The sequence below is a fragment of the Staphylococcus sp. SM3655 genome (assembly GCF_016917315.1).
GTDB classification, from domain to species: domain Bacteria; phylum Bacillota; class Bacilli; order Staphylococcales; family Staphylococcaceae; genus Staphylococcus; species Staphylococcus aureus.
Genome location: NZ_CP070305.1, coordinates 2,700,719 through 2,724,734 on the forward strand (window position 1 = coordinate 2,700,719; position 24,016 = coordinate 2,724,734).

Genomic DNA, 24,016 nt, shown 5'->3' on the forward strand with positions numbered 1-24,016 from the left:
TATTATTACTTACTATAAATATAACTGTAGTATTGCGCGCGTGTCAATATTTACATGATGATTTCATTTAATAGCCTTTTTTAGCATCAACTTCATTCTCAATTAGACCATTCTTATTGAGAAAATTAACTAGATTGTTTTTAAAAATATCTAATAAGTCATACTTTGCCTCATAATCATTACCAGTTATATGCGCTGTTATAGTTACATTTTCCAATTCATATAATTCATGATTAGGTTTCAAAGGTTCATTTTCAAACACATCTAAATATGCATGTCGAATAACTTTACTTTTTAATACTTCTATTAAGACCGCTTCTTTAACTATGCTACCTCGTCCTATATTTATAAAAAGTGCTTCATCTTTCATTAATTCAAAATGTTTTTTCTTTAGTAAATGAATCGTTTCTTGCGTTTCTGGTAAAGCATTTATAATAATGTCAGCATTTGGTAATGTGCTTTCAAGTGATTCGATAGTATATATCTCGTCAAACTCATCTTTGTTCTGACCTGACTTGCTCAGACCAATTAAATTCATATTAAAAGCCTTTGCTAACTTCGCAGTTCTAGTAGCAATTGCACCTGTACCTAAAAATAAAACTGTTTGTCCTGATAGGCGTTTACCAGTTATTTTCGAATCATATATATGTTGTCGTTGGTTATCATATGATAGTTTCATCTTTTTATAATCATCTAAAATGAAAGCTAAAATGTATTCAGATAATTGTTTAGCTTGAACACCTTTTCCATTAGTTAAAAGTATGCCGTGATCTGCAATATAATCTAACGGTAATGTATTTACACCCGTTGCAAACCATGCAATCCATTTTAAATTCGGGCAACGTTGTAAAAATGCCTCATTGATACCGCCATCATAACCAACTAATATATCTAAATCAGCCAAGTCGCTCTCAGGTATTTCTGATGCTTTTTTATAAAATTTAAAATCTAAATCTGAAAAGCGTTGTTGTAATTCAGTTTCAACTTCACGCATACGATTTAACCCAACAACTTTCATATATGTCACCCCAAAATGTTTTTAAGTTCTTCTATTTGTGTTTTAACCTTAACCTTCTCGATAACATCTAATACTTTACCTTGTTCATCTATTATAAAAGTCGTTCTTACAATGCCCATACTTTCTTTGCCAAATGATTTTTTTAACTGATATACGCCAGTTTCTTTAGCTAATTTAAAATCTTCATCTACTAATAAATCGAAATTCAATCCGTGTTTCCCAATAAAATTTTGGTGTTTTTTCTTTGAATCACCGCTTATACCATATACTGCAACATCTAAATCATTGAACATTTCTAAATTGTCTCTAAAGTCACAAGCTTCTGTGGTACAAGTAGGTGTATTATCTCTAGGATAAAAATATATAATCGCCTTTTTACCTTTTAATGTATCATTTGTAATGACAGTTCCGTCTTGATTTTCTAATTTAAATATTGGAAATTGTTCTCCTTTTTGCAACATATAATCACCTTTTTCTTCATTATAATAATTTTATGATACGATATTAGATGAAAATATTAAATTAAAAGAGGTTGATATAAATGAATTTTAGTGAAAGTGAACGTTTACAACAACTTTCAAACGAATATATTCTAGGCGGTGTCAATTCCCCTTCTCGTTCTTATAAAGCTGTAGGAGGCGGTGCACCTGTTGTTATGAAAGAAGGACACGGTGCATATTTATATGATGTCGATGGCAATAAATTTATTGATTACCTTCAAGCATACGGTCCAATTATTACGGGGCATGCACATCCTCATATTACTAAAGCAATTCAAGAACAAGCTGCTAAAGGTGTTTTATTTGGTACACCGACTGAATTAGAAATTGAATTCAGCAAAAAATTACGTGATGCAATTCCATCTCTTGAGAAAATTCGCTTTGTAAATTCTGGAACAGAAGCAGTCATGACAACAATTCGTGTTGCACGTGCATATACTAAAAGAAATAAAATTATAAAATTTGCTGGATCTTATCATGGCCATTCTGATTTAGTATTGGTTGCAGCAGGTAGTGGCCCATCTCAGCTCGGTTCTCCAGACTCAGCTGGTGTTCCAGAAAGCGTCGCACGTGAAGTCATTACTGTACCTTTCAATGATATTAACGCATATAAAGAAGCAATTGAATTTTGGGGTGATGAAATTGCCGCAGTATTAGTAGAACCAATTGTTGGTAACTTTGGAATGGTAATGCCTCAACCTGGATTTTTAGAAGAGGTTAATGAAATTTCGCATAACAATGGGACACTAGTGATTTATGATGAAGTAATTACTGCATTCCGTTTCCATTACGGTGCCGCTCAAGATTTATTAGGTGTTATCCCTGATTTAACTGCATTTGGTAAAATTGTTGGCGGTGGTTTACCAATTGGAGGCTATGGTGGACGTCAAGATATTATGGAACAAGTAGCACCTCTAGGACCTGCATATCAAGCTGGTACAATGGCTGGTAACCCGTTATCTATGAAAGCAGGTATTGCATTACTCGAAGTACTAGAACAAGACGGTGTTTATGAAAAATTAGACAGCTTAGGCCAACAACTAGAAGAAGGTTTACTTAAATTAATCGAAAAACATAATATCACAGCTACAATTAATCGTATTTATGGATCTTTAACATTGTACTTTACAGATGAAAAAGTCACACATTATGATCAAGTTGAACATTCTGACGGCGAAGCGTTCGGTAAATTTTTCAAATTAATGTTAAATCAAGGTATCAATTTAGCACCTTCTAAGTTTGAAGCTTGGTTCTTAACAACTGAACATACAGAAGAAGATATTAAACAAACTTTAAAAGCTGCAGACTATGCTTTTAGTCAAATGAAATAACTTTTAAGGAAGTATATTTTTAATTGAATTAAAATAAAACAAATGCTCACATAGTAGATTCATTTTATATCGTTAACTATTAACGTTTAACTTGATATGTCACTATGTGAGTTTTTATTTTACAAATTTATACTCTTTTAATCTCTGACTAAAGTTTTACATCGCTATCAGTATTATGTATGATTTATTTTAACAACTATAAATAAGCTTGAATTTTGTAACTAGTAAGTGTATAACAGTAATGAATACGAATATTAGATATTCAATAAACTTAAAAGGGGCGTCATTATTTTTGAGACTAGGAGCTCGGATTTTTAAAACTGGTATAGCCATTATTTTAGCTATGTCTATCGCTTCTTTACTACCGGATGATGTTGGTCTGAAAGCCTTAGCTGGTGTCAGTGCTGTTGTTGCAATGCAACCTAGTATTTATCGTTCATTTAAAACAGTTTCTGATCAAGCATTGGGTAACATTATAGGTGCCATATTATCTGTTACAATGGTAACAATTTTTAGTGATAATTTTATCATTATGGGTGTTACCGTCATAGTACTTATTGCTATTTTATTTAAATTTAATTTAGCACATGTTGCTACTTTGGCGAGTGTAACAGCATTAATCATTATGGGACAACATACCGGTTCTTTCTATATTACCGCCTTTTACAGGTTTGTACTTGTAATGATTGGTGTCATAAGTTCATCTCTAGTTAACTTTGTGTTTCTACCACCTAAATTTGAAACAAAAATTTACTATAATTCATTAAATATATCCTCAGATATTTTTATGTGGTTTAAATTAGTATTAAATGATACGACGGAGTTTAATAATATTAAACAAGATAGTCATAATTTAAAACAACGTGTCGAAAAGTTAGAGAAAATTTATGATTACTATAGCGAAGAACGTCCTATTACAAAAAAACATATTCACCAACAGAATAGAAAGAAAATACTTTTCAGAGAAGTAGTTCAGACGACTAGACAAGCTTATGAAGTATTAAACAAATTGTCGCGTTATCAAAACGACTTATATTTACTTAATAACAATTTCCTATTACAAATCAAATTAGATTTAGATTCATTAACTGCTTTTCACGAGCAAATTTTAGCTAGCCTTTCTAAAAAAGCACGTTATAATGTGACACATGTTGATTATGAGTTAGATAATCCGCAGAAAAAAGATTTATTGTCTACATTTCAGCATGAGTTAATAAATCATCCTTATCAAACGGAATATTCGTTTGCCAATGTTATGCAAATTGTTGCAGCCATCGAAGAGTATCGACACCATTTAGAGCATTTAGACCGCATAAGAATTAGCTTTTTCACATATCATAGATCTGATGCAGACATTGAAATTGTTGAAGAAGACTTTGATTTATAAGTTTAAAGCAATTCCTGTAATTAATACCACAATGAGATAAAGTAATATTGAATCTCGAAATTAAATTTAAAAAAGCAGTAAGATTATTTTCAATGAAGAAAATCTCTTACTGCTTTTTCTATGTTATGACCCCACCATCCTGTTACAAATCTTCCCTACAAGATTGTACTGAAGTCAAACAACTAATACTTTATAAGTTTTGAATGCTATATAAATGCTCGTAAGCACCTTGTTTTGCAATCAATTCACGATGCGTACCTGTTTCAACAATATGTCCATTTTCAATTACGACAATTTTGTCAGCATGTGTAATAGTGGACAAGCGATGCGCTACGATAAGTGTCGTTCGATCTTTACTCAACACATCTAATGCTTCTTGAATAATGGATTCACTTTCTAAATCAAGTGCACTTGTTGCTTCATCCAAGATAAGAATTGGCGGATTATTTAAAAATATTCTAGCAATCGATAATCTTTGTTTTTGACCACCTGATAATTTAACACCTCGTTCACCTACTTCAGTGTCATATCCCTGTGGCAAGTTCATAATAAAGTCATGTGCATTAGCCATTTTCGCCGCTTCAACTACTTCTTCATCTGTTGCTGTTGGACGACCAAGTAAAATATTTTCCTTAACTGTATCAGAGAATAAAATATTATCCTGTTGCACCAATCCTATTTGATTTCTTAAACTTCCCGTTAAAAAATCTTTAATGTTGTGACCATCTATTAAAATTTGCCCAGAAGTTACATCGTAAAATCTCGGTATTAAGTTAATTAATGTTGATTTACCACCACCACTCATACCTACGAAAGCAACTGTTTCTCCTTTTTCAATACTCAAATTAATATCTTTTAAAATTGGAGCTTCGTTATCGTTATATTGAAAACTAACATGATCAATATCAATACGACCTTGTTTAATTTCAATAGGTTGAGCACCAACACCATTTTTGATGTCATAATCTTCATCAATTAATTGGAATACACGGTCCATTGAAGCAAAACTTTGCGTTAAAGTTGTAAATGATGCGACTAAACGACGTAAAGGTCCGAACAATAACTCCAAGTATCCAACAAATGCTGCAAGTGTACCTACTGTGATTGATCCAGAAATAGCAAGATATGCACCAACACCGATGACAATAATTGGTCCAATATCTGTAACTGTATTAATTGCGGCAAAGGAATAGGCATTCCATCTTGTATGTTTCAACGCACGTGTTAAGAAATTAGTATTCTTTTTATCAAAGTTTTTCGCTTCATTGTCTTCAATCGCAAAACTTTTAACGACTGAAATACCTTGAACACGTTCATGCAAGAATCCTTGAACCTCAGCTAATGCTTGAGATCTTTCACGTGTCAATTTTCTTAATCTTCCAAAGAAAACGTACACCGTTAAAATGTAAAATGGGAAGATAAACAGTGCTGCTAAAGTCAATTCCACATCTAAAAAGAACATTATGGATAGTGCAATAATAATTGTTATACAATCTAACCAAATATTCATTAACCCGGTTAAAATGAAATCTTTTGTTTGTTCAACATCATTAATCACTCTAGATATTACTTGACCTACTTGATTATTAGCATAAAATCTCGCACTTAAAGCTTGTAAATGGTTGTATAACTTTTTACGTATATCATACAATATTTTATTACTTGTCCATTGCGCCAAATATTGACGTATAAATTCAATTGGTGGTCTCACTATTACAAAAATAAATAATGCGATACCAATGGCAATAGTTAAATGATGAACTTTTTCATCAGTCGTTAGTGCGTGGTTATTAATCACGCCATCTATTGCATATTTAATTAAAAGTGGTATAAGCATTGGTATACCAAACTTAATTATCCCAACAATAATCGTTGCAAAAATACGATATTTGTATGGCTTAACAAATTGCAAATATCGTTTAATCATACAATCCCCCCTAATCTATTGCCCTATCCTATTCATAAGCATAAAAATGAATAGAGGTTGGATACATAATTTGTAGATGTAAATTCTTCTTACAATTTACATTTTTAAAATTAAGATATCTCAACCTCTGTCATATTCATGTGATTAAATACGTTGTCTTATTCGTATGTTATATTCTATTCAATTTAATCTATGGATACTGTGTCCCCACACGACAGCAAAAGTTATCATACTTCTTTACATCACTAAGTCAATATAAATGATTTAATCAGTATTTACACTTTATTTGCTTAATATTGTCTAATTTTTTTGTAACGTTCTTTCCAAACTTTGATAAAATCTGGCGCGAATGGGCCCTTCTTCTGTTCTATCCATTGTTGAAGAATGTCCACGTTGCGTCTTAAAATAATATCAATATCATGCGGATAATTCATTTGATTCATATGTTGCTCATATTCATCTTCATCTAATAAATGATACTTTCCGTTTGGATATACTTTAATATCTAAATCATAGTCTATATATTTTAATGCCTCTTCATCACAAACAAATGGTGATGACAAATTGCAATAGTAATAAATTCCATCTTCTCTAAACATGCAGATAACATTAAACCAATATTCTGAGTGAAAGTAAACAATTGCCGGTTCACGTGTTATCCAAGTTCTTCCGTCACTTTCCGTTACTAACGTATGATCATTGCCACCAATGACAACATGATCAGTACCCTTTAATATTGTTGTTTCAGACCAAACGCGATGAATCTTACCATCATGTTTATAACTCTGAATTTTAATGTTTTCCCCTTCTTTAGGTATGGATTCTCTGACCATACTCCACACCACCTTCTGTTAATTTAACCATTATAAATTATAGCATATTTCAGAAATAGTATTATATAAATACATATTTTTACGAAATAAGATTTTACTACTTAATAATTAAACTCGGTAATATTGCTAAGTACTACAACAGAGATTTACATGTCCCATTTAAAGTATATAAAATCATCACTTTTATATATCAACACTTTAACTTTTTGACATTGTTATTCTATGAGATTTAAAGATATCATTTATACTTTTTAAAATTAATGTCACTATGTTTTCCGATAATATTACCAATCATCGAATGTTACCCATTTATAAATTGATAAATCTTTGACATAGGTACAGGGAATGTATATTGATCTCGATCACTTAAATCAAACCAAATCATGTCATCTGGTAATGTTTCAATGTTAATTGCTCCTGAAACGGCGTATACTTTAATCTTCCATGTTAAATGAGTAAATTGATGCTTCAACTCAAAAATAGGTGTTTCTACTGGTTGAATGTCATGACCGATTTTTTCAGTCATTTTACGTCTAGCATGCTCACTTTCAAACATAGGAAATTGCCACATACCATGCAATAATTTTTCGCTACGCTTTTGCAACAGATATTGACCTTGATTATTTCTAATTAAAAAGACGGATTGCTCAATTACTTTTTTACTTACATTTTTAGATTTAACAGGTAACTTTTCAAATGTACCTTTATCAAATGCCTCACAGTTTTCTTGAACTGGACAAAATAAGCATAATGGATTTTTCGGTGTACAAATTAATGCCCCTAATTCCATCATAGCTTGATTAAACGTTCCAGCTTCTGTAGTAACATACGGTAACAATTCTTGTTCGTACGATTTCCTCGTCGATTGTAATTTAATATCTCGATAGTCATCATTCAATCTAGACCATACTCGAAAAACATTTCCGTCTACAGTTGCTAGTGGTACATTATATGCAATGCTCATTACTGCAGCTTGTGTGTATGGGCCAACACCTTTTAACGCTTTAAATTGATCAGGATCTTTGGGAACTAAGCCTTCATATTTATCATAAACTTCTTTAATCGCCGTATGAAAATTTCGAGCTCTACTATAATATCCTAAGCCTTCCCAATACTTTAACACTTCATCTTCCGAAGCTTGACTCAAAACTTCCACAGTTGGAAATCGTTCAACAAAACGATGATAATAGTCAATAACTGTTTTAACTTGTGTCTGTTGTAACATGACCTCACTTAACCAAATATAGTACGGATTGGTCGTTTGTCGCCATGGCATTTCTCTTTGATTTTCATCAAACCAGTGTATCAAATTTTCTTTAAAACTAGACTGCTGATACATTTATAAAACCCTTTCCTCACCAAAATTAATTGTCTTTACTCATAATGTTTTTATTGTACATTAAAATCATGGTTAGTATGTAAGTTAATTTAGTTATTTGCGAAATTGGATTATAATGGTATATATAATATTATGAAATGAGTGAACTGATATGGACACTGCAACACATATCGCAATTGGGGTGGGCCTTACAGCACTTGCAACTCAAGATCCAGCAATGGCTTCTACGTTTGGTGCAACAGCTACAACCCTTATCGTTGGTTCATTAATTCCTGATGGGGATACTGTTCTTAAATTAAAGGACAATGCAACATATATTTCGCATCATAGAGGTATCACGCATTCCATCCCTTTCACAATACTATGGCCAATTTTAATTACATTTTTAATATTCACGTTCTTTAGTGGAACCAACCCATTTCATGTATGGATGTGGGCTCAGCTCGCAGTATTTTTACATGTCTTTGTAGATATATTCAATTCTTATGGTACACAAGCACTTAGACCTATCACAAACAAATGGATTCAATTAAGTGTGATTAACACATTTGACCCTATTATTTTCACAGTTCTTTGTATTGGTATTGTATTATGGGTTATAGGCTTGCATCCATTTGCAGTCTTCTTTCCTATAATCGCTTTACTAATCATTTATTACATGATTCGTTTTAAAATGAGAGCCGTAATTAAGCAACAAGCTTTAAAAGCAATTCAACAAGAGCATCACCCTGTTAAAGTATTTGTTGCGCCAACAATAAAATTTATGGAATGGCGTGTCGCGATACAAACTGATGCACATGACTATGTTGGAAAAGCATATGGTAGGAATGTGGTGTTTAGTGATAAAGTGGAACGTCAAACATTATCAACAGACTCCATTTTATGGAAAGTCAAAGGTAATAAAGATATACGTACTTTTTTAAACTTTTCATCAATCTATCGTTGGCAAACAACAACGTTAGCAGATGGTTCTACTGAAATTCGTTTGATTGATTTGCGTTATTTAAAAAATGATCATTATTCATTTGTGGCAATTGCACATGTAACAAACGATAATGTCATAGACCACTCTTATATTGGCTGGGTATTTACAGAAGATAAGTTACAACGTAAACTGTATGCTAAATAATTTCAAGTTATTATTCACTAAAGTTAATCTATAAAAAATGAACAACCGGGCAGAATGAAAATCAAAACGATTTTTACTCTGTCCGGTTTTTTAATGTAAAACTATGAATGCTTTTACAAAATCTAAAATTTATATTGTTGCTAACAAACTACCTTTAATGACTCGAAATATCAAAATCAGTATAGGAAAACAATATCTAGATGATATTCTAATTGTTTCTGATTCTCACAGATTAATTTACACAACAGGTCAGCTAAACATCATGAAGAAGTATCCGCCTCGTCTGTACTATCATTTGAAACATCCTGTTGATTATCAGTTTGTGTCACTTTAGATGTTTTATTATAAATTGCGTGTGTCGTATACCTTGCTAATACGAAATTTACTGCAGCTATTAAACATAAGAATAAAATAAAGTAAAAATGATATGGAATGTTTTCCATACTTGATATACCAAATATGATAGATTGTGCTATACCATTAACAATGTAATACATTGGATTTAGCATTAGGATGTGATTGATAAATACATGATTTGGATTTGGTATGAAAATAATTGGTAACAATAAGAAACACAATACACAAACCCCATAAAATATGATATTTATTTTTTCAGTTAACAGTCGAATAAGACCAAAAGTAACGGATATTAATCCTACAAAAATAGTTGCCATCACAATAAAATAGAATAGCGCTATATATGATGTTTCGAAGTTTACTGGTTTAACCAATGCACTAATCATCGTCAAAATGACTAGCATAATAAAACTTAAAATAGACATAATAACTACTGGCGTCGCTGCGGAAATATTAAATAACTTAGTAACTAAAAAGTCATTCATATAATGATGATAAGAGATATAAATTGTGAACATCACTACCGCAAAAACAATCAATACAATGATTCTAAATAACCATCTCACCTCTTTAACATCGGTCAAATGACTAAAGGAAAATAGCGTTTCACTTGCAATAATAAGTATTAAACATGCAGCTAATACGATTAGAAAACTTTTCCAACTTTGTTTTAAACGTTCTGTTACATACCTTTTAGTATGCGGTAAGTTTTTAAAATATAAAATAATATTATCTAGCATCTTTACACCTACAATTCAATATAAATCCATTTGTCTTCTTTCAAATTGGCAATACAATATCCATTCCCAACTTTAGTAATCCAAATGTTATTGTTAATATTAAACTTATCTTTTAATTCTTTTTTATCTACAATTGGATAAACAAAACCGTATAACTGATTATTATCATTGAAAAGTAATTGTATCGGTTGTTGTGTAACGGATGCAACGAAACGGTTATCATCATCAGGAACTAAAGTTTTTATAACTGAACTATGCTTTTTATGTAATTGACTATTAAAGTATGCATAGTAATTACTATAATTTGATTTCATATATGGTGCTAATTTTTTAAAACTATGCGTTTGATATAAACCTGCCGGGTTAAAATATTCTAATTTATCTTTACTAACATAGTAAGTCTTATTATCGGCGGTAACACGATAATTTTTACTATTTTCGCCAGTAATTGTAACTACACTATATTTTGGAATTGTGACTTGTTTATCCCCTTGCATATCCACACTGCCATTAAAAGCAATTCCATAAGCTAACTTTTCGCCATATGGATCTTTATTTTCATTTTGCATCGTAGCACGATTCGTAAAATCTGTTATCGAAATAATTCCTATATTATTGAAAATGAGCAACATCATCAATGCTAAGCCTAAAATAGTACCTGAGGCTAAAGTCCAAAAACGCACTAAAAACTTAGGCGGTTTTGCATGATTATAGCGCTCAACACGTTTGAAATTATAGGTCATCTCTGGTATTCTTGTACGATTCTTTTTCCAATCTAAATCAAAGTTTTCAATTTCTTCTTTTGAGTTTAGACTTAATCGATCACGTTCATGTTCTTTAAAAGATGGAATAACTTGTTTAAGTGACCCTTCCATTCTTAATTGACCATGTGAAAACCAAGCTATGTAGTTACTCACTTGTGAAATTTTATCAATATCATCACCAATTGACACAATCGTTAAATTATTTTCAATATAATCATTTGTTAATTCAATCGCACGTTCCATAAATTGTGGTGTTAAATAGTCAATAACATGATTTAAAATAATAATATTTGATTTTGATGAGCGTGCAATACTTAATAGTAATTGAGCGTATGCCGCTTTCGAAATATGGTTAACCGGCTTCGTTTTATAATCACCTAAATGTGCATATTGAATAATCTGTTCAGCTTTATGATCATTAATTTCATATGGAAATAGTTGAACTAACTGCGCTGTATAAGCTTCAACAGTTTGATGAATTAACGATTGATCTTCAATATATCCGTAGAACAAATCTTCAGTACAAACTACTTTACCTTTATCAGGTTTAATTGCACCTGCCAACAATTGACCTACCAACGCTTTGGAAGATTCAGGTTCACCAATTATACCTAATGCTTCTCCTTGATAAATATGTAAACTAATATTGTTTAAATCGATATCTTCAGCATCATATCCAAAAGGTAAATACCATTTCTTATTCTGTTTATTCCTATAGTAGTGTGTTACTTTTAGTAACTTTAAAACAATTGAACTTCCCATCTATTTTCATCCTTCTATAATTGTAATAACGCTATAGGTAAGCCTTCTTCGGGTTCATCGCTATTAAATCTAAACCCCCACGCAAAAATACCTTTTAATCTTTCTACTTTAAAATATTGATTACTGCCATCAGTCAGTTTATAAATTTTACCAATTTCTATCTTTTTTCTGTCTACTAAGTAACTTTCGGCAACAATTACTTTACTTTGATAAACGTCATATTCATTTAAAATACCATTCATCTCAGCTTTTCTCATTTTCTCTTTATAAAGTTGTATTTCGTGTCTTAATTCTGGCTCAGACATCTCACTCAATTTCTTCTGTTCCATCGGCAATACCACTTTCTTCTAATTTAGCTTTAATTTTATCATATTTATATCCTTTTCTCATAAGGCCTTCGATAGTTTTTGAAATTAATTTCTGTTGCGTGTACTTCTTTCGATTTTTATTATAAATTTTTTCTAAATCTCGTTGTAATAAATCGTCTAAAACCGCTTCATCTTGTGTAAAATCCATTTCATTCAATACAGCATGAATGGTTTCCATTTCAAACCCTTTTTGAATTAAAGATTGCATTACTTTTTCTTTAACTTTATTTTGTGGCCCTTTTTTTGTTTTAGATATTTTTTCAGCAATTTGGATAATATCATCAAGTTCCTGTTGTTCTCTATAAAGTTCTGTAAATATTTCAATGATATTTGGTTCTATACCAAGTTGATATAGTTTTTGTTGATAAATTTTAGGTCCTTTATCTGTCGTGCGAATCATTGTATTTTTTAAACTTTCCGCATAATCTTGATGGTCGATTAACTTTTCGCGATAACAATATTCAATCACTTCAGAAATCGCTTGCTCTGATATCTCTTCTTTTTGTAAATATTGTATAACTTCTTTTTCAGTTCTCTTTTTATATGATAAATATTGGATTGCTTTATTTAAACCTATGCGATAATGATCATACTTTTGAATCTCTGCCATGTCAGCAGCTTCAAGTTGTTGCCCTTTTTTTAAATTAAATTTGACTAATGTATCAATATCTATACCCATTTCAAATTGTTCGTCTAAAAAAAGATTAAACCGTTCTTTGTTTTTCTTTTGAACTTCTATTTTAGTAATCTTCGGCACTGGATCACCCCGTTACTTTCTTAAGTTTTAATACAATACTCTTTTATTATTCAATAAGCCACTTCCTATAGCAAATGTTTAACTTTAAATATTTTTCGATGCTAACAAAAAATCACACTATCATCTTTTAAAATGAAAGTGTGATTACAAGCAAATCTGTAAAATTTATAAAGCAGAAACAATTCAACTTTATCATTATGACATTTCAATTAAACCTTCTACATTATAGTTCCAAGCATCTTACACATGAATGCAAGTATTTAACGATTTAATTGTGACATAGCCTGTTGATATTGTGTTTCATTGATATAATTTTGTTGCTTCATTTTTTCTAAGTTCGTGCTTACACGTTGCGTAAAATTCTCTGACATATTATTGATATTATATACGCTAGGTGCATTGACTTTACTAGCTAAAATAGCGCTTTGTAAAACTGTTATGTGAGACATTGTTGTACTATTTTTATTCACGGTTGTTCCAAAGTAATGGTTTGCTGCGCCCTCAAGCGTATATTGATTATCCCCAAAGTAAATATTATTTAAATAAAAGCTTAAAATTTCGTTCTTATTATATTGTTTTTCAACTCGATGAGCTACAAATAATTCTTTTACTTTTCTAGTAAATGAACGATCATTATCATAAAAATAATTTTTGACAACTTGTTGTGTAATGGTACTACCACCTTGCACATCTCTGTCGCTAATCGTTGAAAATAAAGCTCTAGTTGTACCTTTCAAATCGAATCCATGATGATTGTAGAATCGTTCATCTTCCATTGAAATAAAGGCACCTTTAACATACTCTGGCATGTTATCAGCTGACACAAAACTACTTTTATTTTCAATTTTTCTTAGTTCATCCACATTATCGCGTGTAGATAAAAAATACATGATACCAATAAACAATGCGATAATGATTAGAATGGTTAATAATATTTTCAATAGTATTCGTTTACTTTTTTTCTTTTTCGGCGGTTTGCCAACTGGTTGATAATACGTATTATAGTGAGGTTCGTGTTTCATATGCTCAAAATGTTCATTTGAGTTTGAGTACCTATCGCTTCTTTTCATGCGTTTGCTCCTTCTTTTAAAACTCACTTAGTATATACCTTGAGTTTACCAGTACTATCACAAATAGGCTACACTTTTTGGGAAAATCAGTCCAAGGGCTTACAATCGTATACGCCATCATACTTACTTTTTTGTTTTTTGAAAAAATTATAGATAAATCATTGCAATTTTAAATATTAATCATGTCAAATATTGTTATATTTTGTAAAAATAAAAGACCATCCCTATTAAATGCCAATAGAGACGACCTTTTATTTGTTATTCATTTATTAAAACTAAAATCCATATTTCATTTCAAACGAAAATATATAAATTTTAACAATCGATAACCACAATACTTCTATTGTAATTGTTTAACGATTTCTCGATTAAAATCATCTAAATCGTCTGGTACTCGACTTGTTACAATATTGTTGTCTACAACTACTGACTCATCAACTACATGTGCGCCTGCATTTGATAAATCTTTGCGTACATTTAATACTGCTGTTAACGTACGACCTTTTAAATCGTCTGTATCTATTAGTATTTGTGGCCCATGACAAATGGCAAATGTTGGTACATCATTTTTAGTAAAGTATTTAGCAAATGTGCCATATCGACCTTCTGTATCTCCACGTAAATGATCTGGTGAAAATCCTCCAGGAATTAATAATGCATCATAATCTTCTGGTTTAGCTTCTGCAATGCCTACATCGACAGTAACTTTTTCACCGTGTTTACCAACAACTTCACTATTTGCAGTATCTCCAATCACTACAGTATTAAAGCCTGCATTCTCTAATGCCTCTTTAGGGCTTGAATATTCTATATCTTCAAATTCGTTTGCTAGAATAATTGCTACTTTTTTAGTCATTGAAAATCACCTTTCTATATATCATTGATATAATTACTATAGACAAGTAAATCAGTGATTAAACATACAAGATATAAAAATTATTAAGCGACTGTCGCGATATCTAACCCTAACACATCTTATGTGGCATTTACTTAGATACTAATTTAACCTTTTCTTCAAGCTGATCTAACAATCCAATCCATTCATCTATATCTTCAACACGTACTTCATCAGGATTTACATGATCGATATCCTCAATAAACTTATTTAAACGCGCTTTTATCTGTTCGATTGTTTGCTGTTCATTCATAAAAAGTTAACTCCTTTTATTTTGTTTTCTTTTTCATTATTATCCTAACAGAAATTGCGTTAAAGCGATATAATCTTAGCTATATTTATGACATTCAAATTATTTTGACTTTTAAAAATCCCCTTTTCAATTAACTAAAATTAAGAGATAATTTGTTACGAGTGATAATACGAAGTGGTATCATACCGATATGAACCAAATAGAAAGAAGGAAGTTTAAGACGATGAATAGCGTCAAATTGAAGCAACCTGTTAGCATTTACAATGATCCATGGGAATCATATAACGATGTTAAAGAACATGGCCAATTAACTTTAAGTAACATCGAATTTACAACTACAAATCTTTGTAATATGCGTTGTAGCCACTGTGCAGTTGGTTATACTTTACAAACTGTCGATCCCGAGCCTTTAGATATGGACTTAATTTATCGTAGACTTGATGAAATTCCAAATCTGCGAACGATGTCAATTACAGGTGGCGAACCAATGTTTTCTAAAAAGTCTATTAGAAATGTTGTTAAACCTCTATTAAAGTATGCACATCATCGAGGTATATATACACAAATGAATTCAAACCTAACATTGCCTCAAGATCGTTATTTAGATATTGCTGAATATATCGATGTTATGCATATCTCACATAACTGGGGAACAACTGATGAATTCGCAAATGTTGGCTTTGGCGCAATGAAGAAGCAACCACCGTTAAAAGCTAAGTTAAAATTATATGAACAAATGATTTCGAATGCACGTACATTATCAGAACAAGGAATGTTTGTATCTGCGGAAACAATGCTCAATCAAAGTACGCTACCACATTTACGAAAAATACATCAAGAAGTCGTTCATGATATGAAATGTAGCAGACACGAGATTCACCCTATGTATCCAGCTGACTTTGCAAGTCAATTAAATGTGTTAACTCTAGCGGAAATGAAAAAGACAATTCATGATATATTGGATTTCAGAGATGAAGATATTTGGATGTTATTTGGTACTTTGCCTGTGTTTCCATGCTTAAAAGATGATGAAGATCAAAAGTTACTATCACGTTTAAGAACTGCTAAAAATGTAACGACTAGAAATGACCCGGATGGCCGTAGTCGTTTAAATGTCAATGTATTTACAGGTAATGTAATCGTAACTGATTTCGGAGATGAAACAGGTACAATTTCGAATATACAAAAAGATAAATTAACAGATGTATTTGATAAATGGTTATCCTCTGATCTTGCTAAATCATTAAATTGTCATTGTTCCGAGTTTAGTTGTTTAGGACCAAATGTTCTTGTTAAAAATATGTACTATCCGAATATGGATTTTAAAGATAATGAGCGTCATATGCACAAACAACCACAAATTATACAATTTTAAAAACTCTTAATTATGCGGAGAAGCACTTTATCGATAAGTAGTCTCCGCATATTTTAATGCTATTATAAAATAAAAAACAATTAATTGCTGGCAGTACTCTACTTTAATAATAAAGGTCATTTAATAGGACTAATAGTCTATAATAAAAGGGTTAAATTTTAACTAAAAGCATAAACGTGCATAATCAAAAAGACAGATTGTAGGTGGAATATTCGAACATAACAGTTCAATTCATCCTTAACAATCTGTCTTTATATTTTTAGTCTCTAATATGTTGCACTTGAGCTAAATATTCAATTGTTTGTTTACTTTCAATGCGACGTGCTTTTCTTCGTTCAACACGTTGTGGTACTGTATCATAAAACCATTTTTCAACATCATCTTCTGGATATACACCAGGTACATGTTTAGGTTTGCCTTCATCATCTAACGCAACAAATGTTAGGTAACTTAATGCAGCTAAATCATGCTTGTTATTAAATACATCGTCAATTCTAATTTGAACGACCACTTCCATTGAACTAGTCCCAGCGTATGAAACCATCGCTACGTATTGTAATATGTCCCCTGTTTTAATCGGCTTTAAGAAATCTACTGAGTCTGTAGATGCGGTAACTACTTGCGCACCAGCATGTTTCATAGCTGTGATTGCTGCAATTTCATCAATATTAGCCATCAATGTACCACCAAACATTGTATGATGGTGATTCGTATCTTGAGGGAAAACTTGTCTATTTTTATAACATTTTGATTCTGACATAGATTTCATTGGTCTGTCCTGATTTGTCATTATTTTATCTCCCAATCTATACTTTAATCACGTATTTGACCTTTAAATACATGTTTCATTTCCTACTCAGCACCTCAAAATACATTTATTAAAATGTTGATGCCCAATTTCCATTTTCAAATACTAGTTCTTTTGAACCATCTTCGAATATGCCATAAATAGTCAAATCACTACTACCAATCATGAAATCGACATGTACGTTTGAATCATTTAATCCGCTTGCAATCTTTTCCTCAACAGTCATTTCCGTTCCACCTTGAATATTAAAGGCGTAAGCAGATCCAATCGCTAAATGACATGCTGCATTTTCATCAAATAAAGTATTGTAAAAAATGGTATTACGATTTGATATCGGTGAATCATCAGGTACTAATGCTACTTCACCTAATCTTCTTGAACCTTCATCAGTATTGATTAAATCTTTCAATACCGCTTCACCTTTTTCAGCTGAAAAATCAATAATCTCTCCATCTTTAAACATCAATTTAAATTGATCGATAATTGTGCCATTATAACTTAAAGGCAATTTATTAGTAACATATCCATCTACTCTATTTCGATCTGGTGCTGTAAATACTTCTTCAGTTGGTATATTAGCAATAAAAGCTTGTTCCTTGCCGTTAACATAACTTGTAGCATCTTCCCAGATATGATTTTTCGCTAAACCTACTGTTAAATCAGTACCTTCAGATACATAATGCAACGCATGGTAATTTTTTTGTTGTAACTTTTGAGCGTAAACACTTAAATTAGCGATGTGTTGACGCCAATTTTCAACTGGATCGTTACCATCAATTCGCACAATATCGAATACCTCGTCAATAAACTTAATATATGCTTCTTCCACAGATAGTTCAGGATACACTCTCTTCGCCCAAGCTTTAGATGGAAAAGCAGCTACGACCCATGGAAATTGATTTTTTTGTACACTTTCCATATATCCTTTAAATGCGCGTGCGTTTTGTTGTTGAAATGCTTGTAATTTTTGGCTATCGATACCATCCATTAAATCAGGATCTTCACTAATAAGTGCTAAATTAGCAGCGCCACGTTTAACGTAATCCATTCTCGCTTCAACATCATATGATTTTATCTCATGATTAGCAAAATGTTCCACAGATTCATTTTCAAATTTTAAGCGTTTTAAGGTTGGATCGCTATATACAACACGTACATCTGAAGCGCCACAATGATATGCTTCTTCTACAATTAAATGCGTTAATTCTAATGTTTCTACTGATGATCTAATAAATACTGGCTGTTTTGGTTGAACATTCATACCAACCTTAACTAATAGTTCAGCGTATTGTTGTAACTTTTCTTTGTAATTAGTCAAAATTCCCACTCCTAGTCGTGTCGCAATTGTCCTAAAGCGTCAGCAATAGCTGTCACTTCACTTGGCGACAATCTTTCTCTTGATTGAACAAAATCATATATATCTGTTAATTCTTCTTCATTTGCATTTTTATATTTTTCAGGATCTAATAATCCTTGATTAACAATATTTAACTTCTCTCTAATAGATAATACTTTCTCTTCATTTGTCATAGCCACAATGTTCACCTCTAATAATAGTTATGTTATCAAAGTATCACAATTTAATAAACTTTAATAGAATTTTATATAATCTGCTTTCTTATTGTTTAAAGTCGCTATAAAATGGGGATATAACTACATAGTTTGGAGGAATCAAAATGGTAGATGTAGCATTTGTCTGTCTTGGCAATATATGTCGTTCTCCAATGGCAGAAGCAATCATGCGACAAAGACTTAAAGACAGAAATATTCATGATATTAAAGTACATTCAAGAGGTACTGGTAGCTGGAATTTAGGAGAGCCGCCTCATGAAGGTACACAAAAAATTCTCAACAAACACAATATTCCATTTGATGGCATGATTAGTGAATTATTCGAAGCGACAGATGATTTTGATTACATTGTGGCTATGGATCAAAGTAACGTTGATAATATTAAATCTATCAATCCTAATCTTAAGGGACAATTGTTCAAACTGTTAGAATTTAGTAATATGGAAGAGAGTGATGTACCAGATCCATACTACACGAATAATTTTGAAGGTGTATACGACATGGTATTATCATCTTGTGATAATTTAATAGACTACATCGTAAAAGATGCAAATTTGAAAGAGGGGTAGTTTTTTATGGAAAATAAATTTGTTCCTGGTATTTTAATTGGTGCCGTAATTGGTGGTGCAATTAGTTTAGCTGATAAATCTACACGTCAAGCTTTAGTTCAATCAGTTAAAGATGCAAAAAATGGTAACCGCACTCGTAAGCCTTCTAAAGTCAGCAAGATTAAAGACGAAGTTTTATACTGGAAAGATGTTGTTGAAGAAATTCGTCGTAATAATCCTGAATTAGAACGTTCATTAAAAGATGCGAAAGAAACATTTGTTAATAGAAAAAATCAACGCTAAGATGATTTTGTTTTTATAAGGCAATACTTAACAATTTGGTGTACGCCTTTCATAGTTATCATTATTAAATGATAATACAATGATTGGCCAAACTGCATTGTTTCAGTATTGCCTTTGTTTTAATTTTAAATCAAAATAGCCTATGAAAGATTTAAATCAATTAATTTCTATAATATTATCATTTTTAAAGCATATCATTGTTTAGTTTTTTTATAATTGGATAAATACTAATAGTTACTTTATAAAACATTACATAGAGAAAGGTTAAGGAGTGCACATGTCGAAAAAGGATCACTCTTCTTCAAAATATCTTAATTCTGTTAAGGAAGCACAAGAGGAGTCAAAAAAGAAAAATAAAAGTAATCCCAAAATTGATGTTGATCGTACATATATTGAACCTCAACAATTCCAATCTAAGAAACCTAAAAAAGATGATCAGGTTTTCTTCTTATCAAGATTAAATAAACCTGCAAAATATAAGAAAGACTCTAATTTCTTATCATATCTCATCTATCGCATAGGAAAAGATGATGCCTCAGGACTAGCAGCACAAATGACTTACCATTTCGTACTTGCTATGTTCCCTATGTTGCTTTTCCTATTAACATTATTACCATTTTTCAATATTAAGCAGAGTCAAATTACTAATATGTTAAGCAATGCACCCGCTGAAACATCTACTCTAATTAAGAGTGTAATTGGTGATATAACTCAAAACTCCAGTGGTGGCTTATTATCTATCGGTTTGATTTTAGCAATTTGGTCAGCTTCAAATGGAATGACTGCAATTATGAATTCTTTCAATGTTGCTTACGATGTAGAAGATAGCCGTAATGGAATCGTATTAAAACTACTAAGTGTTGTCTTCACTGTAGTTATGGGCGTTGTGTTTGTAGTTGCTCTAGCATTACCAACGCTTGGTTCTGTAATTAGTCATTTCCTATTCGGTCCACTTGGATTTGACGAACAAGTGAAATGGATTTTTAACCTTATTAGAATTGTGTTACCAATCATTATTATATTTATCGTATTTATCGTGTTATATTCGGTTGCACCTAACGTTAAAACGAAGCTTAAGTCAGTATTACCAGGTGCAGTATTTACTTCAATTATTTGGTTAGCTGGTTCATTTGGTTTTGGTTGGTATATTTCAAATTTTGGTAACTATTCTAAAACATATGGCAGTATCGCGGGTATCATCATTTTGTTACTATGGTTATATATCACAAGTTTTATTATAATTGTCGGTGCTGAAATCAATGCAATCATTCATCAGCGTAGTGTAATTAAAGGTAAAACACCTGAAGAAGCAGCATTAGAACATGATGACAATAATAAAAATCATTATAATGAGAACACTAGATACGAATATGATGAAGATAGTAATGCAACACATCAACGTACGTACCATGTTGATGAACATCCTAGTGATACCTATCCAGAAGATGATAAAAATATAAAAGACAAAATCGTTGATAAGCTTAAAAAAGACTAAACACCAACAAAACAGAGGTTTTCGCTAATGATTGCGAAGACCTCTGTTTTTGGTGTCTATTTGATGTTATATTGTGATTGGCGTAAGTAACTTTTCTTAATTCAATACGAACTATTGAATTAAATTATGTTGGAATGCATAGATGACAGCTTGTGTTCTATCTTGCACTTCTAACTTACTTAAAATGTTACTCACATGTGTCTTAACCGTTTTAATAGTAATATGCGATGCACTAGCAATTTCTTGATTTGAGTAACCTTTCGCAATCAATAATAATATTTCCATTTCTCGTTCTGTAAGCATTTCATATAACTCTGCGCGCTTTTTCATACGGTTACGCATTTTCACTAAAACTTCCGGTTCAAAAACAGATTCTCCTCTAGAAGTTTTACGAACTGCATCGGCGATATCTTTTGCACTTGTTGTTTTTAAAATGTAACTATCGACACCTGCATCTAATGCACGATATACCTCTTTATCTTCAATAAAACTAGTTAACATTAATACTTTAATTTGCGGTAAATCTTTTTTAATCTGAGTCGTCGCTTCTACACCATCCATGTCTTCCATAAGTAAATCCATTAAAATTAAATCTGGCTTCAACTCATGGGCTTTGGCAATTGCTTCCTTACCAGAAGCGCCTTCACCAACTACTTCAATATCACTTTGCGTTGATAGATAACTTGAAATTCCTATACGTACCATTTCATGATCATCCACAAACAATACTTTAATCGTCATACGAATCCTCCTTATTTAAAGGTGCTTTCACCTCGATACGTGTACCTGAATCTGGCAATGATACAATATGGAACGTTGCACCAATTTCCAAAGCTCTTTCACGCATATTTTTAAGTCCATAACTTTGTTCTAATTTTTCATCAACATTAAAACCTTTACCATTGTCTTGAATTCTCAACAATAAATAATCGTCTTTATTAAACAATTCTACTGTCACTTTTGTACCGTTTGAATGACGCAATGTATTCGAAATTGCTTCCTGTGTAATTCTGAACAAATGATCTTCAATACCTTTAGGCACTTTAAAATCTTGTATTTCATGCACAACTTTCATCGGCACTTTTTTTTGTAAATCAATAACTAAATCTTTAATACCCTCACCTAAAGATTTGTCTTTTAAACCAAGCGGTCTTAAATGTAACAGCAAAGCACGCATTTCTAACTGCGAATCTTGAACCATTTTCTCTAAAATCGGAATTTGTTGGTCTAATGGTGGTTCTAACTTCGTTTCTTTGATAGCAGAAAGCATCATACTTGCCGCAAAAAGTTGCTGACTAACAGAATCGTGAAGTTCTCGAGCTAGTCTTTGACGTTCATCTTCAATAATCTTTTTAACTTTCACATCATTAATATTATAATTTTCATTGGTTAAATTTTGAGTTTTAAGTCGCAACTTATGCAATTCTTGATTTAAAGGTACGAGTGTATGGTATAAATCTAACGTTTCACTATATATTTCTATATTTTGATCATTAATGCCAACTGTTTCGCCTTCCATTGAACGCTCAATTTGCGTCTTAATCCAATCATTTTGCTGATTGATTTTGTATGCGAGTACCGAACCAACAATAATACACAATAATATGATGATGAGATTTAAAAATAAAAAGACTGGTATTCCGAATATTTGTGTATAAAACATACCTTGAAAATAGATGATATTTACAAAAACTTTATCGATGAATAGAAATGCAGCTAGCATGCTATATACTAAGATGAGCATTGAACCAATTGTTCTAATGTAGTGGTTCATCGATAAATCACCTCTACGTCTCCGATAAACGTTGATACGTAGATATTAACTGTATAGTTATCCGGTTTCATCATTTCTTCAATATGAATATTGTTATTTTCAACTTTATATGATTTTTCATTCACGTAAGTACTTCCATAAAAAGCAGCTACATGTAAATTAATATTGTAATTAACCGGCAATATAACCTGCACTTTACCTAAAATGTGTCTAACAACAATGGTATTATTTTCCTTAATATTTGCAGCTTTTGTTAAGTCAATATGTAGGTCGCCAATTCCATGTTGAATTTGGACATCTTCCCATTTATATACATAAACTGGTGTACGTTGCTCACCAAACCACTTTTGTTTAATAAAAGATGGTGAAGTCATAACCTCATCCGTCGCAACTACTTTTTTTGGTTTAAATTTGTGTATTAAATAACGCACAATAAGTAGTAATAAAAAGACGAACAAGATGATGATTGTATACTTATTAGACAATAATGTGAATGCAATTAATAGCGCGCCTATCCAAAACGCCAAAAGGCCACGTATTTTATGAAAATAAAGATATCCTACATAAACTAATACACATCCCAATAATAGAACGAGTAAAAAGCCAATTTTTTCAAAAAATATGTAGTAAAAATTGGCAATAATCATTAATGCAGTAAAAATGATCAACATTTGCGTTGATATATATTTGTGTGTCATGTTTCGCCGCCTT

The 24,016-nt window shown here is 31.5% G+C and carries 25 protein-coding genes and 1 pseudogene; 7 read left to right on the top strand and 19 right to left on the bottom strand.

The annotated features are described in order from the left end of the window. Positions 1 to 67: 67 nt before the first annotated feature. Both JQN76_RS13290 and JQN76_RS13295 read right to left on the bottom strand, forming a co-directional pair. Positions 68 to 1,018: a phosphoglycerate dehydrogenase gene (locus tag JQN76_RS13290; protein WP_000869449.1), complete on the bottom strand. Its 951-nt coding sequence runs from the start codon at positions 1,016 to 1,018 to the stop codon at positions 68 to 70. A 5-nt stretch (positions 1,019 to 1,023) separates the two neighbouring features. Next, the gene (locus tag JQN76_RS13295) at positions 1,024 to 1,479 is read right to left on the bottom strand and encodes a peroxiredoxin (protein ID WP_001836823.1); all 456 of its coding nucleotides are present in this window, start codon (positions 1,477 to 1,479) and stop codon (positions 1,024 to 1,026) included. An 80-nt stretch (positions 1,480 to 1,559) separates the two neighbouring features. Here JQN76_RS13295 and JQN76_RS13300 point away from each other — a divergent pair, with 80 nt between their 5' ends. Both JQN76_RS13300 and JQN76_RS13305 read left to right on the top strand, forming a co-directional pair. Continuing rightward, on the top strand, positions 1,560 to 2,849 hold the full coding sequence (locus tag JQN76_RS13300; protein WP_001011598.1) for a glutamate-1-semialdehyde 2,1-aminomutase: 1,290 nt from the start codon (positions 1,560 to 1,562) through the stop codon (positions 2,847 to 2,849). A 292-nt stretch (positions 2,850 to 3,141) separates the two neighbouring features. After that, positions 3,142 to 4,236, top strand: a complete 1,095-nt coding sequence (locus JQN76_RS13305; protein WP_001236371.1) for an FUSC family protein — start codon at positions 3,142 to 3,144, stop codon at positions 4,234 to 4,236. Positions 4,237 to 4,325: 89 nt separating this feature from the next. Here JQN76_RS13305 and JQN76_RS13310 read toward each other — a convergent pair. From JQN76_RS13310 to mutY, 4 genes and pseudogenes are all read right to left on the bottom strand, one after another. Then, positions 4,326 to 4,418 (bottom strand): annotated as a pseudogene (locus tag JQN76_RS13310) (hypothetical protein). Between the two features lie 8 nt (positions 4,419 to 4,426). Further along, positions 4,427 to 6,163: an SAV1866 family putative multidrug efflux ABC transporter gene (locus JQN76_RS13315; RefSeq protein WP_000597230.1), complete on the bottom strand. Its 1,737-nt coding sequence runs from the start codon at positions 6,161 to 6,163 to the stop codon at positions 4,427 to 4,429. Between the two features lie 290 nt (positions 6,164 to 6,453). After that, positions 6,454 to 6,996 carry a nucleoside tri-diphosphate phosphatase gene (ntdP, locus tag JQN76_RS13320; RefSeq protein ID WP_000251253.1) on the bottom strand — a complete coding sequence of 181 codons (543 nt, stop codon included), beginning with the start codon at positions 6,994 to 6,996 and terminating at the stop codon, positions 6,454 to 6,456. Between the two features lie 301 nt (positions 6,997 to 7,297). Continuing rightward, the gene (mutY, locus tag JQN76_RS13325) at positions 7,298 to 8,335 is read right to left on the bottom strand and encodes an A/G-specific adenine glycosylase (RefSeq protein ID WP_000284766.1); all 1,038 of its coding nucleotides are present in this window, start codon (positions 8,333 to 8,335) and stop codon (positions 7,298 to 7,300) included. Between the two features lie 151 nt (positions 8,336 to 8,486). Here mutY and JQN76_RS13330 point away from each other — a divergent pair, with 151 nt between their 5' ends. Beyond that, entirely contained in the window at positions 8,487 to 9,464 is a 978-nt protein-coding gene (locus JQN76_RS13330) for a metal-dependent hydrolase (RefSeq protein ID WP_000379098.1), read from the top strand. 260 nt (positions 9,465 to 9,724) lie between these two features. On the opposite strand, the gene JQN76_RS13335 is transcribed toward JQN76_RS13330, so the two are convergent. The 7 genes from JQN76_RS13335 to JQN76_RS13365 form a co-directional block, all read right to left on the bottom strand. Continuing rightward, on the bottom strand, positions 9,725 to 10,561 hold the full coding sequence (locus JQN76_RS13335) for a membrane protein (protein ID WP_000886468.1): 837 nt from the start codon (positions 10,559 to 10,561) through the stop codon (positions 9,725 to 9,727). Between the two features lie 8 nt (positions 10,562 to 10,569). After that, a complete protein-coding gene (locus JQN76_RS13340) occupies positions 10,570 to 12,087 on the bottom strand; it encodes an ABC transporter ATP-binding protein (RefSeq protein ID WP_000535834.1) in 1,518 nt (505 codons plus the stop codon). Between the two features lie 14 nt (positions 12,088 to 12,101). Continuing rightward, positions 12,102 to 12,416, bottom strand: a complete 315-nt coding sequence (locus tag JQN76_RS13345; protein ID WP_000435806.1) for a YfhH family protein — start codon at positions 12,414 to 12,416, stop codon at positions 12,102 to 12,104. Next, positions 12,394 to 13,212, bottom strand: coding sequence for a recombination regulator RecX (gene recX, locus JQN76_RS13350; RefSeq protein ID WP_001124419.1), 819 nt, complete (start codon positions 13,210 to 13,212; stop codon positions 12,394 to 12,396). Before recX ends, JQN76_RS13345 begins: the two co-directional genes overlap by 23 nt. Before the next feature lie 260 nt (positions 13,213 to 13,472). Further along, positions 13,473 to 14,282 (bottom strand): monofunctional peptidoglycan glycosyltransferase SgtB, encoded by an 810-nt coding sequence (gene sgtB, locus JQN76_RS13355; RefSeq protein ID WP_000830380.1) that lies wholly within the window; start codon positions 14,280 to 14,282, stop codon positions 13,473 to 13,475. Positions 14,283 to 14,622: 340 nt separating this feature from the next. Continuing rightward, a complete protein-coding gene (locus JQN76_RS13360; protein ID WP_000163283.1) occupies positions 14,623 to 15,138 on the bottom strand; it encodes a type 1 glutamine amidotransferase domain-containing protein in 516 nt (171 codons plus the stop codon). Between the two features lie 130 nt (positions 15,139 to 15,268). Further along, positions 15,269 to 15,430, bottom strand: a complete 162-nt coding sequence (locus JQN76_RS13365) for an SE1561 family protein (RefSeq protein ID WP_001005407.1) — start codon at positions 15,428 to 15,430, stop codon at positions 15,269 to 15,271. Positions 15,431 to 15,653: 223 nt separating this feature from the next. Between JQN76_RS13365 and yfkAB the strand changes: the two genes are divergently transcribed. Then, positions 15,654 to 16,805, top strand: coding sequence for a radical SAM/CxCxxxxC motif protein YfkAB (gene yfkAB, locus JQN76_RS13370; RefSeq protein ID WP_001089622.1), 1,152 nt, complete (start codon positions 15,654 to 15,656; stop codon positions 16,803 to 16,805). A 259-nt stretch (positions 16,806 to 17,064) separates the two neighbouring features. Here yfkAB and JQN76_RS13375 read toward each other — a convergent pair whose 3' ends face one another. From JQN76_RS13375 to JQN76_RS13385, 3 genes are all read right to left on the bottom strand, one after another. Further along, the gene (locus JQN76_RS13375; protein WP_000184384.1) at positions 17,065 to 17,595 is read right to left on the bottom strand and encodes an acyl-CoA thioesterase; all 531 of its coding nucleotides are present in this window, start codon (positions 17,593 to 17,595) and stop codon (positions 17,065 to 17,067) included. A gap of 88 nt (positions 17,596 to 17,683) precedes the next feature. After that, positions 17,684 to 18,940, bottom strand: coding sequence for an aminopeptidase (locus JQN76_RS13380; protein ID WP_001793428.1), 1,257 nt, complete (start codon positions 18,938 to 18,940; stop codon positions 17,684 to 17,686). A 2-nt stretch (positions 18,941 to 18,942) separates the two neighbouring features. Next, positions 18,943 to 19,143 carry a DUF1128 family protein gene (locus JQN76_RS13385; RefSeq protein ID WP_000180463.1) on the bottom strand — a complete coding sequence of 67 codons (201 nt, stop codon included), beginning with the start codon at positions 19,141 to 19,143 and terminating at the stop codon, positions 18,943 to 18,945. 146 nt (positions 19,144 to 19,289) lie between these two features. Here JQN76_RS13385 and JQN76_RS13390 point away from each other — a divergent pair, with 146 nt between their 5' ends. From JQN76_RS13390 to JQN76_RS13400, 3 genes are all read left to right on the top strand, one after another. Continuing rightward, positions 19,290 to 19,754, top strand: coding sequence for a low molecular weight protein-tyrosine-phosphatase (locus tag JQN76_RS13390; protein ID WP_000228666.1), 465 nt, complete (start codon positions 19,290 to 19,292; stop codon positions 19,752 to 19,754). Between the two features lie 6 nt (positions 19,755 to 19,760). Then, entirely contained in the window at positions 19,761 to 20,036 is a 276-nt protein-coding gene (locus JQN76_RS13395; protein WP_000428172.1) for a YtxH domain-containing protein, read from the top strand. Positions 20,037 to 20,313: 277 nt separating this feature from the next. Next, positions 20,314 to 21,531, top strand: a complete 1,218-nt coding sequence (locus JQN76_RS13400; RefSeq protein WP_000037079.1) for a YihY/virulence factor BrkB family protein — start codon at positions 20,314 to 20,316, stop codon at positions 21,529 to 21,531. A 111-nt stretch (positions 21,532 to 21,642) separates the two neighbouring features. Here JQN76_RS13400 and vraR read toward each other — a convergent pair whose 3' ends face one another. The 3 genes from vraR to vraT are packed head-to-tail and all read right to left on the bottom strand — an operon-like array spanning position 21,643 to position 24,003. Continuing rightward, a complete protein-coding gene (vraR, locus tag JQN76_RS13405) occupies positions 21,643 to 22,272 on the bottom strand; it encodes a response regulator transcription factor VraR (protein ID WP_000153535.1) in 630 nt (209 codons plus the stop codon). Continuing rightward, complete coding sequence (gene vraS / locus JQN76_RS13410; protein WP_001017131.1) at positions 22,262 to 23,305, bottom strand: sensor histidine kinase VraS; 1,044 nt, start codon at positions 23,303 to 23,305, stop codon at positions 22,262 to 22,264. Before vraS ends, vraR begins: the two co-directional genes overlap by 11 nt. Continuing rightward, positions 23,302 to 24,003: a cell wall-active antibiotics response protein VraT gene (gene vraT / locus JQN76_RS13415; protein WP_000149064.1), complete on the bottom strand. Its 702-nt coding sequence runs from the start codon at positions 24,001 to 24,003 to the stop codon at positions 23,302 to 23,304. The genes vraS and vraT overlap by 4 nt, the downstream gene beginning before the upstream one ends. Positions 24,004 to 24,016: the final 13 nt, after the last annotated feature.